Consider the following 13,402-nt stretch of genomic DNA (forward strand, 5'->3'; position numbering starts at 1 on the left):
CTGGCAGAGCGCTTGGCTTTTAACCAAGCGGCCGCGGGTTCAATTCCCGTCAGGCCTGTTTCTAATTTTATATTTTAACTTTTCTATTTGTGGAGGAAATTAATTTGAAAAGTGAATTTGATATTCAAGAACATATGCTAGTACCAAAGCATGAAATCATGACTGAAGAAGAAATTTCAAATGAATTTAGCGATGCGGATTATGATTTTAAAAATCTTCCTAAAATTAAAGTCAATGATCCTGTTGCAAAATCTATAGGCGCAGAACCAGGTAATATTTTAAGAATTACCCGTGAGAGTCAAACTGCAGGTGTTTTCGTTACATATAGGATTGTTGAACCATAATATAATTTTAGAATTAGTGAAATTTAATATAGTATAATTTCTGTATTTTTTGTTTTTTTAGAAATTCATTATAATAAATTTGAACTTAGTTTGAGAGGAATTATCTTAAATGAGATAGTTAGGAGTAAATTAAGAATAATGATTAAATGAATTAGTTATTAGGTTATTTCCTTATTTATTTTTATTTAGTTAATTATTTTTATTGCGTTTACGTAATGTTGGAGGATGTCCATGACAGAGAATAATTGGAAATTAGTTGATGCATTTTTCGATAAATATGATTTAGTGGACCATCACATCAAATCATACAACGATTTTGTAAACAATAGAATCCAAAATATCATTGATATTACAGATCCTATTAGTTTAGATGATGGTAAATACACTTTAAAGACAGGGAAAGTACGCATTGAAAAACCATCCAATAAAGAAGCGGACGGTTCTAGAAGCGAAATTGACCCTACTGAAGCTAGACTTAGGAATTTAAACTATTCTGCAGATATGTATCTTGAAATGGCATTGAATGAAGAAGGAGAGCCAGAAAATCCTTTAGAAGAAGTGTATATCGGTGAGTTGCCGGTTATGCTTAAATCCGATATTTGCCATCTCAATGGTCTTAGCGATGAAGAATTAATTGAAAAGCACGAAGACCCTCAAGATTTAGGAGGTTACTTCATTGTAAACGGTTCCGAAAGGGCTGTTGTAACAATGGAAGAAATCGCTCCGAATAAAATCATTCTTGAACGTCTTGGTGAAGTTGAAGAAAGACATGCTAAAGCTGTTGTAACCTCAATTAAAAGCGGTTTTAGAGCAAGAATTACTTTAGAATATAAAAAACCACGTAAAAACAAAGCATTTTTAAGGATTTCATTCCCATACCTTCCAGGGGAAATTCCATTAGTTGTATTGTTAAGAGCTCTTGGTTTAGCTACTGACCAAGAAATTGTTACAGCTATTTCTAAAGATAACAATTTCCAAATGATGATTGCGGATGATATCCAAGTTTCTGAAGATGAATTAAGCAAATTCATCGATCAGTCAGTCATTAAAAATGGAGATAAAGATGAAGTAAGACAACACTTACAAGATGCTGCTATTAAATACATCGGTAATAGGGTAGCTAAAAACATGCCAAAAGATTATCGTTACAGACGTGCAAAAGATGTCATAAATCGTTATTTATTACCTCATATGGGTACTGAAGAAGAGAGATGTTATGATAAAGCGATTTATTTGGCTGAAATGACTGAAATGCTATTGGAAGTTATTGAAGAAAAAAGAAAACCTCACGATAAAGACCACTACACAAATAAAAGACTTAGGGTCTCTGGTGACTTAATGGAAGATTTGTTCAGAGTTGCTTTCACTAACTTAACAAGAGACATGAGCTATCAGCTTGAAAGAAGTCTTTCTCGTGGTAAGGAGCTTTCTATTAAACAGGCTGTTCGTAGTGATGTTTTAACTGAAAATATTAAACATGCTATTGCTACAGGAAACTGGGTTGGTGGAAGAGCTGGTGTAAGCCAATTGTTAGACAGAACAAGTTACATGGGTACTCTTTCTCACTTGAGACGTGTTGTATCCCCGTTAACCAGAAGTCAACCTCACTTTGAAGCAAGAGATTTGCACCCAACTCAATTTGGTAAAATATGTCCAAACGAAACTCCGGAAGGACCTAACTGTGGTTTGGTAAAGAACTTAGCTTTATTGTGTAATATTTCAGAAGGTTCTGATGAACAGGAAATTATTGATGTAATCGAACAAATGGATGTAGAGTTGATTTAAGGAGGTGAAATGTTGTCTGATAATTATAAAAAACCTACTACTGATGAAAAAAAGGCATTTTATTATTTCGGTTTTGAAAGATTAGCTCCTTTTAAAGATGTTAGCGAGGTCATTGAACAAGCAAGAGCATCTGCCGACGAGGAAACTTTAGAAAAAATCGATGAACATGTTGAACATATCAAAGCTTATTTTGATAGTCCTGAATTGAGAGAACATGACTCTTTACATGTTCCATTCAAAAAAGATAAACGTAGAGCTAAATGGAAATCACTTAAGAAAGATTTGCCTGAATTAAAAACTTTCATTGAAGAAAAAGTTTCTCAAAAAATTGCTGAGATAGAAGAAATTAATGAAGCAGGTGACATTGAGCCTGTAGAAGAACTCATTGAAGAGGCTGAAATTGAACCGGTTGTTGAGGTATCTGAAGAGGAAACTGATATTGAGCCTGTCGATGAAGTTGTTGAAGAGGCTGAAATTGAACCGGTTGTTGAGGTATCTGAAGAGGAAACTGATATTGAGCCTGTCGATGAAGTTGTTGAGGAAACTGAAATTGAACCGGTTGTTGAGGTATCTGAAGAGGAAACTGAAATCGAAGCAGTTGATGATACTGATGAAATGGAAATTCCTGAAGAAGTAATTGACGATACTCCTCAAACTAAAATCTACATCAATGGTGAACTTTTAGGATACTGTTCCAGTCCTGTTGAATTTACTCAGGAAATGAGAGAAAAAAGAAGAAATGGCGAAGTTTCTTCAGAAATGAACATTACTTATTATGAAGATAATAATGAAATTTACATATTCAACGATCCTGGTAGGGCAAGAAGACCATTAATCATTGTTAAAGAAGGAGTCCCAATGTTAAGGGAAGAGCACTTGAACAAAGTAGCTAACGGAAAATTAAAATGGGATGACTTAATTAACGACGGTCTTATTGAATACTTGGATGCTGAAGAAGAAGAAAACTCATACATTGCTATGACCTTGGCCGAGTTAAATGAAGAACATACTCATTTAGAAATAGACCCTGCTACAATGTTAGGTATTTGTGCAGGTATTATTCCATTCTCTGATCACAACTCCTCACCAAGGAATACAATGGAAGCGGGTATGACAAAACAAGCTTTAGGATTATATGTCTCCAACTATGCATTACGTACTGACACTAGAGCACACTTGTTGCATCACCCTCAAACTCCAATTGTAAAAACACGTATTATCGATTCAACTAATTACGATTTAAGACCATCCGGTCAAAACTTTGTTGTCGCATTGATGTCTTATGAAGGATATAACATGGAAGACGCAATGGTCATTAACAAAGGTGCACTGGAAAGAGGTTTGGCAAGGTCTTCATTCTTCAGAGCTTATGATACTTCAGAAAAAAGATATGCTGGTGGTCAAGTCGACAGATTTGAAGTGCCTGACAAAAACATCAAAGGTTACAGATCCGAAGATGCTTACAGAAACTTAGACGATGACGGTGTTGTAAACCCAGAATCTTATGTAAAATCCGGAGACGTATTGATTGGTAAAACTTCTCCACCAAGATTCTTAGAAGAGGACTTTGGTTCTGTTGCTGATAGAAGAAGGGAAACTTCCGTAACTGTAAGACACGGTGAAAAAGGTATTGTCGATGCAGTTCTTTTATCAGAAACTGTTGAAGGTTCAAGATTAGCTAAAATTAGAGTAAGAGATACTAGACAACCTGAATTTGGTGATAAATTTGCATCAAGACACGGTCAGAAAGGGGTTGTTGGTTTAATATTATCTCCTGAAGACATTCCATTCACTGAATTTGGTGTCGTGCCTGATTTGATTGTTAATCCTCACGCTATTCCATCAAGGATGTCCATTGGGCAAGTGCTTGAAATGGTTGCCGGTAAGGCAGGATGTCTTGAAGGTGAACGTATAGACGCAACTCCATTCAATAAGAGCCTTGAAGATGAAATCAAACAGCAGCTAATTGATAACGGATTCGAGTCTGCTGGTTGTGAATCCTTATACAGCGGAGTGACCGGTGAAAGACTTGATGCAGAAATATTCATTGGTGTTGCATATTATCAAAAATTACATCACATGACAACTGATAAGGTTTATGCTCGTTCCAGAGGTCCAGTACAAGTGCTTACACGTCAGCCTACAGAAGGTAGGGCACGTGAAGGTGGTTTAAGATTCGGAGAAATGGAAAGAGATTGTCTTATCGCACACGGTGCAGCATTAACCTTAAAAGAAAGGTTACTTGATGAATCCGACAAGTATGAAGCGATTGTCTGTGAAAATTGTGGTATGTTGGCAGTATATGACAAAAACAAAAATAAAAAATACTGCCCAATTTGTGGAGATGTAGAAACATACCCTGTTGAAATTTCATATGCATTTAAATTATTATTGGACGAACTTAAGAGTTTATGTATTTTCCCTAAATTAATTTTAGGAGACAAAGCATAATTACATTTATTAAAGGAGCTAATACATGAAAGCATTTATTAAAAAAATTAACAATATTAATTTTGGTTTAATGTCTCCTGACGATATTCGTAAGATGTCTGTCGTCACTGTTGAGTATCCTGATACTTATGGTGATGATGGATTTCCTATTGATAAGGGGTTAATGGATCCTCGTTTAGGTATTATTGACCCTAGTTTAGTTTGTAGGACCTGTGGTTCTAAAGGTGGAGTTTGTCAAGGACATTTCGGTAGTATTGAGTTAGCTAGACCTGTTATTCATGTTGGTTTTGGTGATGTCATCCACAAGATTTTACGTTCTACTTGTAATGAGTGTGGTCGTGCTCTTTTAACTGATGAACAAATCGAAGAGTACACTCAAAAAATCAAGGAACTTAAAGATCAAAAAGAAAGCTTAAGCGGAATTCTCAAGGAAATCTACAATTTGGCTAACAAGGCTGAATGTGATGAATGTCCTCACTGTGGCACTATCCAAGACAAAATCATTCTTGACAAACCTGTTTCAATGGTTCAACGTATCAATCCACTTTGTGAATTTAAAAAAGTGTTCTTTGAAGACATGTCTTCCGACAGCATCAGCATTGCTGAAATCGGACCTATCTCCAGAGAAATATTTGAAAACAAACAAACTTACTTTAAAAATAGGTTATTAATTAACAGTAATCTCATTGAACTTTTATGTGAACATTTGCATAATGTTGATGAAATTATTGACATTTTAAACCTTGAAGAGGAAATTGATGCATCTTATGAGTTGACTAATACTCAATTGAACAATATCTTCAAAAGCATTGTAGACAATAACGGTCTGATTGAAGATTATAAATTGACTGCATCTGAAGTTCGTGAAAGACTTGAAAAAATTTCAGATGAAGATTCTTATGTTTTAGGTGTCAATCCTGAAGTTGCAAGACCAGAATGGTTAGTATTGACTGTACTTCCTGTTCCTCCTGTAACTGTAAGGCCTTCCATTATCTTGGATACCGGTGAAAGGTCTGAGGATGACTTGACTCACAAACTTGTTGATATCTTACGTATCAATCAACGTTTACTTGAAAACATGGAAGCTGGAGCTCCACAATTGATTGTAGAGGACTTATGGGAATTGCTCCAATACCATGTGACAACTTACTTTGATAACGAAGCAAGTGGTGTTCCGCCTGCAAGACACAGGTCTGGAAGACCTCTCAAAACATTAACTCAAAGGTTAAAAGGTAAGGAAGGGAGGTTCAGATCCAACCTTTCCGGTAAAAGGGTTAACTTCTCAGCCCGTACCGTAATTTCCCCTGACCCTAACATCAGTATCAACGAGGTTGGGGTTCCTGAAATGATTGCAAAAGAAGTAACAGTGCCTGTTTATGTAAATGAATGGAACATCGATGAAATGAGGACCTACATCGAAAACGGTCCGGATATTCACCCTGGTGCAAACTATGTAATCAACGGAGACACCAAAAGAAGAGTCACCGAAGATACAAAAGAGTTCATTCTTGAGCAATTGGAACCAGGTTTCATCATCGAAAGGCACTTGAAAGATGGGGATATGGTTCTATTCAACCGTCAGCCTTCCTTGCACAGAATGAGTATGATGGCACACGAAGTAAGGGTATTGCCTTACAAGACTTTCAGATTAAACTTATGTGTATGTCCTCCATACAATGCGGATTTCGATGGGGACGAAATGAACATGCACGTTTTCCAAACCGATGAGTCCCGTGCTGAGGCAAAATCATTGATGCGTGTGCAGGAACACATCTTGTCTCCAAGGTTCGGTGGACCTATTATCGGTGCTATTCACGACCACATTAGTGGAGCATACCTTTTAACTAGAGACGGTGTTGAATTTACAGAAGAACAAGCATTGCAAATTATCAGAAAATCTCACCTTAAAATCCCTGAATTCAAATCAAATCAATGGATTTTAAAATATGATCCTGATTTCTCTGAAGAATCATTTATTTATAAGGATAAAGGTGCTAAATGGACTGGTAAGGAATTGTTCTCTTTATTATTACCTAACGACTTAAACTTATCTTATAGTGCTGAGATTTCCAAATGTCCTGTCGTCTATCCTCCTGAGGATGCCAAAGTCGTAATTGAAAACGGTATCCTTGTGCAAGGTGTAATTGACGAAAGTGCATATGGATCTTTCTCAGGTAAAATCTTAGATAAAATCGTAAAAGAATACGGTCCTGGAAGAGCTAAAGAATTCTTAGACCGTTCCACTGATTTAGCTATTTGTGGAATCATGAAAACAGGAATCACTACTTCATTGAATGATGAGGAAATCCCTGAAGAAGCTCAAGACCGTATTAATGAGCACTTGAATAAGAAGATGGATGAAGTAGATAAACTTGTTGAAGCTTATGAGGAAGGTTATCTTGAAGCTTTACCTGGTAGAAGTTTAGCTGAAACTTTAGAAATGAAGATTATGCAAGTTCTAGGGGAAGCTAGGGATATGTCCGGTCAAATTGCTGAACATTATCTTAACATGGGTAAACAATACCCTGAAGATCCTTATGACCATGTGATGGCTGTTGAAAACCACTCTGTAGTAATGGCACGTACCGGTGCAAGGGCATCCATGCTGAACCTTACTCAGATTACTGCTTGTGTAGGACAACAAGCGGTTAGGGGTGGACGTATCGAAAGGGGATACATCAACAGAACATTACCTCACTTCAAGAAAGGTGAATTAGGGGCTAAAGCTAAAGGATTTGTTCACTCAAGTTACAAATCAGGGCTTGACCCAATTGAATTCTTCTTCCACGCAATGGGAGGAAGAGAAGGTCTTGTAGATACAGCGATTCGTACCGCACAATCCGGTTACATGCAAAGAAGACTTGTAAACGCGCTTCAAGACTTGCAAGTTAAACCATCCGGACTCGTTACCGACAACCAGGGTAACGTTATCCAAACCATGTTTGGTGAAGATGGTGTTGACCCTGCAAAATCAGACTTCGGTAAACCAGCGAACTTAGATAAACTTATTGATGAAATAAGGATGGGTAATTAGGTGTAACTATGGATGAAATTATAACTAAAATAAATGACATGATTGCTGAGATTAATGAAACAGAAAATCTTGACATCGATTTTCCAGATAGTTATATCGAAGATTTAGCTGAACATTATATCAGTAGAGAATTAACTGATGATGAATTAAGAGAACTCATATTTAAACTCAAAGAAGCCTATGAACGAGCTCATGTTGAAGCTGGGGAGGCTGTTGGAACAGTAGCTGCGCAATCTGTAGGTGAACCTGGTACTCAGATGACTATGCGTACTTTTCACTATGCCGGGGTAACTGAGTTAAACGTAACATTGGGTCTTCCAAGACTTATAGAAATTGTTGATGCAAGAGAAAAAATCAAAACTCCTACAATGGACATCTATTTTGATGAAGAAAGGCGTAATGATGAAGAATTCGTTAGGACTTTAGCTAATAAGATTGGTAAAAGTACTATCAACGATATTCTCGCTGACTTCAATTTGAACTATGGGACAATGGAAATTGAAGCGGTTTTAGACAACAAGAAAATTGCAGAAAAAAGACTCAATAGGGATGATATTAACGCAATAATTGAAAAAACCTTTAAAAAGGCTGCTGTTATTAATGGTGATTCAGTCACTATTTCATCAAAACTGGACTCTGACTTTGTAATACGTGAACTTCGTCTTTTAGCAGACAAATTCCGTGATTTACAAATTAGTGGTATTAAAAATATTGGTAGGGTTATCATTCGTCGTGATGAGGAATGGATTATACATACTGAAGGATCAAACCTTAAGGAAGTCCTTAACATGGATGGTATTGATAAGGTAAGGACTACCACTAACAACATTCACGAAATTGGTGAAGTGTTAGGTATTGAAGCGGCTCGTCAATCTATTATTAACGAAGCTCAAAATACCCTTTCAGAACAAGGTCTTAGTGTTGATGTAAGACATATTATGTTAGTTGCAGATATCATGACTTCTGAAGGTGTTGTCAAATCTATTGGAAGACATGGTATTAGTGGTGAAAAATCAAGTGTTTTAGCTCGTGCAGCTTTTGAAGAAACTGGTAAACATTTACTCCACGCAAGTATTCGCGGTGAAGTGGATGATTTAACAGGTATCATCGAAAATATTATTATTGGACAACCAATACCTCTTGGTACCGGTTCTGTTGGTATCAAAATGGATTATAAAAATGAATAGGAGGCTAGATGATGGACGTAGATAGAGGAATCAGAGTAGCTGTTGATACTGGAGATGTAACTTTAGGCTCTGAAAAATCAATTCAATCTTTAAAATTAGGAAAAGGCCAACTTGTTGTTGTCGCCGCCAACGCTCCTAAAGAAATTCTTGAAGATGTTGAATATTATGCAAATCTTTCCGAAATTCCATCCTTAGTATATGATGGAACTAGTGTAGATTTGGGTTCTGTTTGTGGTAAACCATTTACCGTTGCTACATTAATCATAAACGATCCAGGAGATTCTACAATATTAGACGATTTGAGGTAGATTTAAGTGTCTATTAAATTAAGTGCAAATGAGATTAGATACATAGCTCTTTTCGAAAACATGACTGGAGCAATGGTTAAGGATTGCATTATCGATGATGAACATGGTAAAGTTACCTTTGTTGTTAAGAATGGAGATATGGGACTTGCAATAGGAAAAGGAGGAAGTTCCGTATCAAAAGTTCAAAGAGCTGTAGATAAAGGTGTTGAAATCATCGAATTAGACGATGATCCAATACAATTTATTAAAAATGTTTTATCCCCTGCTAAATTACAATCTGTAAAAATTAGTCAAAAGCAGTCAGGCGAGAAAATAGCTATTGTAACAGCAGACAATACCAACAAACGTATTGCTATCGGTAAAAACGGAATCAATATTGAAAGAGCTAAATTATTAGCTAATAGACTACATAATATTGATAATATAATTTTAAAATAGCTTTCGAGCTATTTTATTAATTTATTTTTTTTAAAAATCCTTTTTTTATATATATTAATATATTAAATACATACATTTATAAAGGTTAAAATATATAGATTATCATAAGATATCTGTACTGTTTATAACTTGACTATGTGTGCTTTTTGTCAAAGTTTTTTACTATTATTTCACGATATCTTCTTTTAGATAAATTATTTTATCTAATTAATTATTATACTGATTTATATCTGGGAATTTAGATTGTACTATGGAGATGATAGTATAAATCGCAGCGGTGGATTCTTAGATATGTTTTTAAGAAAAAATTCGAGGAAAAAAATATGCCAGGACTTTTTGCTGCAAAAAAACTTAAAAGAAATAGACAAAATTTTAAGTGGAAAGATGTAGATTACAAAAGGAGAGCTTTAAGGTTAGATGTTAAGGCGGACCCTCTCGAAGGAGCTCCTCAAGCAAGAGGAATCGTAATCGAAAAAGTGGGAATAGAAGCAAAACAACCTAACTCTGCGATCCGTAAATGTGTACGTGTTCAATTGATTAAAAACGGTAAACAATTAACTGCTTTCGCACCAGGTGACGGAGCTATTGGATTTATCGATGAACACGATGAAGTGATGATTGAAGGAATCGGTGGACCATCCGGAAGATCCATGGGTGATATTCCTGGAGTCCGTTGGAAAGTTTCCAAAGTGAATAACGTAGCTTTATCAGAAATGGTAAGTGGAAAAATTGAAAAACCAGTAAGATAGGTGGTTATATTTATGAGTAAAATTTTTGATAAATGGGATCTCGATGAAGTAAAAGTTGAGGACTTAGGTTTAGTTAAATATATCTGCTTAGACGAAACTTTAGTTCCACATACTTCTGGTAGACATGTAAAAAGACAATTCGCAAAATCTAAAATTTCCATTGTTGAAAGATTAATGAATAAGATTATGAGAACCCATCTCAACTCTGGTAAGAAAAACAAAGCTTACAACATTGTAAAAGAAGCTTTTGAAATCATTAACAAAAGAACTAAAAAGAACCCTATTCAAGTTTTAGTTAAAGCAGTCGAAAACACTGCACCACGTGAAGAAACTACCCGTATCAAATACGGTGGTATTGGATACCAAGTTGCTGTAGACATTTCTCCACAAAGAAGGGTTGACCTTTCATTAGGATTCTTAACCAGAGGAACTTTACAATCTTCATTCAAAAACAGAAAATCTGTTGCTGAATGTTTAGCTGACGAATTAATTCTTGCTTCTGAAGAAGATTCAAGAAGTTTTGCTTTAAGAAAAGCTGAAGAGAAAGAAAGAGTTGCTAAAGCAGCACACTAATCATATCATGTTTATTTAGGTGGTTATTTTGAGTAGAAGAGACAAAATGATTGCAAAAATCAAAGAATTAATGTACGAACCTGAACAAATCAGAAACATTGGTATCTGTGCTCACATCGATCACGGTAAAACCACTTTATCTGATAACTTACTTGCAGGTGCAGGAATGATTTCCGAAGAACTTGCTGGTGATCAAAGATTCTTAGATTTTGACGAACAAGAACAAGCACGTGGTATCACTATCGATGCAGCTAACGTATCCATGGTACACGATTACAAAGATCAAGAATACTTAATCAACTTAATCGATACTCCAGGACACGTTGACTTCGGTGGGGACGTAACTCGTGCTATGAGAGCTGTAGACGGTGCTGTAGTTGTAGTTTGTGCTGTAGAAGGTATCATGCCTCAAACTGAGACTGTATTCAGACAAGCATTAAAAGAAAACGTAAAACCAGTTTTATTCATTAACAAAGTTGACAGATTAATCAACGAGTTAAAATTAGAACCTGAAGAATTGCAAAAAAGATTCATCAACATCTTCATGGAAGCTAACAAGTTAATCAAAAACATGGCTCCTGAAGATAAAAAAGATGAATGGGCATTAGATTTCACTGATGGTAGTGTAGCTTTCGGTTCAGCATATCACAATTGGGCTATCAACGTTCCAACTATGCAAGAAACTGGAATTAACTTTAAACATATTATTGATTACTGTAATGCTGACAATGAAAAAGAATTAGCTCAAAAAGTACCTTTATCTGATGTATTATTAGGTATGGTAGTTGAACACTTACCTTCCCCTAAAGTAGCTCAAACTTATAGGGTACCTAACATCTGGGATGGAGATCCTGAATCTCCTGCAGGTGAATGTATGATTAACACTTCTCCGGATGGACCTTTAGCCGTAATGGTTACCAACGTATCTGTTGATAAACACGCTGGTGAAATCGCTACCGGTAGGGTTTACGGTGGAGCTATTGAAAAAGGTACTGAAGTTTACATGGTCGGTTCCCACGGCAAATCCAGAGTACAGCAAGTAGGTGTATACTTCGGTCCTGAAAGAGTTAATACAGACAAAGTTCCTGCCGGTAACATTGTATATATTGCTGGTGCAAAAGGAGCTATTGCTGGTGAAACATTATGTTCTCCTGAACACAAAATTAAAGAGTTCGAAGGATTAGAACACATCTCTGAACCTGTAGTTACTGTTGCTGTAGAAGCTAAAAATACCAAAGACTTGCCAAAATTGATTGAAGTATTAAGACAAACAGGTAAAGAAGACCCTACTGTTAAAATTGAAATTAACGAAGAAACCGGTGAACACTTAGTATCCGGTATGGGTGAGCTTCACTTGGAAGTTATCGGTTACAGAATCAGTGAAAAAGGTGTGGACATCACAACTTCCGAACCTATTGTTGTATACAGGGAAACCGTAAGGCAATTATCTCCACAAGTTGAAGGTAAATCCCCTAACAAACACAACAGATTCTACATTACTGTTGAACCTATTGAACCAAGCCTTTACGATGCAATCGCTGATGGTGACATCAAAGAAGGTAGAGTTAAAGGTAAAGAATCAGCTAACGACTTCATGGAAGCTGGATTAGATAAAGAAGAAGCTAGAAGAGTATGGGCTGTTCACAACAGAAGCATTTTCCTTAACATGACTCGTGGTATTCAATACTTGGACGAAGTTAAAGAATTATTACTCGAAGGATTTGAATCCACTTTAGAAAGTGGTCCTTTAGGTGAAGAAATCTCCATGGGATTAAAATTCAAACTCAACGATGCAAAACTTCACGAAGACGCAGTTCACAGAGGACCTGCACAAGTATTGCCTGCTATCAGAAATGCAATCTTAGGTTCTATGATGTTAGCAGAACCTGCTTTACTCGAACCTATGCAAAAAGTAGTCATTGATACTCCTAACGATTACATGGGTGCATGTACTCGTGAGATTCAAAACAGAAGAGGTCAAATTGTCAACATGGGTCAAGAGACTGGTGACATGGCTAGAATTGAATCCAAAGTACCTGTAGCTGAAATGTTCGGTTTCGCTGGAGACATCAGATCTGCTGCTGAAGGTAGATGTTTATGGTCTACTGAAATTGCAGGATTTGAACCACTCCCACGTGAGATGCAAAATCAAATCGTAAGGGAAATCAGACAAAGAAAAGGATTATCTGCTGAACCTTTCCCTCCAAGTCATTACTTAGGAGATTTATAAATTTAAAATTTAAAAATTATATTTTTAATTTTTTTAATTTTTTTATTAAAAATCATGAAAAAAACATTATCTTTTTATATGTTGAATGATAAAGTTTATTTAAGCTATCATTTAGGCTTATAAATATATGTTGATAATATTACAAAAGAGGTTATTATTATGGCAAAAGAAAAAGAACATCTTAACTTAGCATTTATTGGACACGTTGACCACGGAAAATCCACTTTAGTTGGACACTTATTATTAAAAGCTGGTGCAATCGCTGAACAACAATTAGATGACGGAGAAAACAAATTCAGATTT

11 protein-coding genes are annotated in these 13,402 nt (G+C 35.9%); all 11 read left to right on the plus strand.

Annotation, left to right across the window (positions count from 1 at the left end):
• Positions 1 to 104 precede the first annotated feature (104 nt).
• Positions 105 to 344, plus strand: coding sequence for a DNA-directed RNA polymerase subunit H (locus tag ACJROP_RS04295; protein WP_406534260.1), 240 nt, complete (start codon positions 105 to 107; stop codon positions 342 to 344).
• A 231-nt stretch (positions 345 to 575) separates the two neighbouring features.
• Positions 576 to 2,129, plus strand: coding sequence for a DNA-directed RNA polymerase subunit B'' (locus tag ACJROP_RS04300; RefSeq protein WP_406534261.1), 1,554 nt, complete (start codon positions 576 to 578; stop codon positions 2,127 to 2,129).
• 615 nt (positions 2,130 to 2,744) lie between these two features.
• Entirely contained in the window at positions 2,745 to 4,580 is a 1,836-nt protein-coding gene (rpoB, locus tag ACJROP_RS04305; protein WP_406534268.1) for a DNA-directed RNA polymerase subunit B, read from the plus strand.
• Between the two features lie 25 nt (positions 4,581 to 4,605).
• Positions 4,606 to 7,614 (plus strand): DNA-directed RNA polymerase subunit A', encoded by a 3,009-nt coding sequence (locus tag ACJROP_RS04310; protein ID WP_406534262.1) that lies wholly within the window; start codon positions 4,606 to 4,608, stop codon positions 7,612 to 7,614.
• Between the two features lie 8 nt (positions 7,615 to 7,622).
• A complete protein-coding gene (gene rpoA2, locus ACJROP_RS04315) occupies positions 7,623 to 8,801 on the plus strand; it encodes a DNA-directed RNA polymerase subunit A'' (protein WP_406534263.1) in 1,179 nt (392 codons plus the stop codon).
• 8 nt (positions 8,802 to 8,809) lie between these two features.
• Positions 8,810 to 9,109, plus strand: coding sequence for a 50S ribosomal protein L30e (locus ACJROP_RS04320; RefSeq protein ID WP_406534264.1), 300 nt, complete (start codon positions 8,810 to 8,812; stop codon positions 9,107 to 9,109).
• A 6-nt stretch (positions 9,110 to 9,115) separates the two neighbouring features.
• Positions 9,116 to 9,547, plus strand: coding sequence for a NusA-like transcription termination signal-binding factor (locus ACJROP_RS04325; RefSeq protein WP_406534265.1), 432 nt, complete (start codon positions 9,116 to 9,118; stop codon positions 9,545 to 9,547).
• 323 nt (positions 9,548 to 9,870) lie between these two features.
• Positions 9,871 to 10,296: a 30S ribosomal protein S12 gene (locus tag ACJROP_RS04330; protein ID WP_149730666.1), complete on the plus strand. Its 426-nt coding sequence runs from the start codon at positions 9,871 to 9,873 to the stop codon at positions 10,294 to 10,296.
• A 12-nt stretch (positions 10,297 to 10,308) separates the two neighbouring features.
• Positions 10,309 to 10,869, plus strand: a complete 561-nt coding sequence (locus ACJROP_RS04335; protein WP_406534266.1) for a 30S ribosomal protein S7 — start codon at positions 10,309 to 10,311, stop codon at positions 10,867 to 10,869.
• A 28-nt stretch (positions 10,870 to 10,897) separates the two neighbouring features.
• Positions 10,898 to 13,099 carry an elongation factor EF-2 gene (locus ACJROP_RS04340; protein ID WP_406534267.1) on the plus strand — a complete coding sequence of 734 codons (2,202 nt, stop codon included), beginning with the start codon at positions 10,898 to 10,900 and terminating at the stop codon, positions 13,097 to 13,099.
• A 159-nt stretch (positions 13,100 to 13,258) separates the two neighbouring features.
• Positions 13,259 to 13,402 (plus strand): GTP-binding protein (locus ACJROP_RS04345; protein WP_406534269.1); only part of this gene is annotated, 144 nt, incomplete at its 3' end.

The organism is Methanobrevibacter sp., assembly GCF_045220775.1.
Taxonomy (GTDB): domain Archaea; phylum Methanobacteriota; class Methanobacteria; order Methanobacteriales; family Methanobacteriaceae; genus Methanocatella.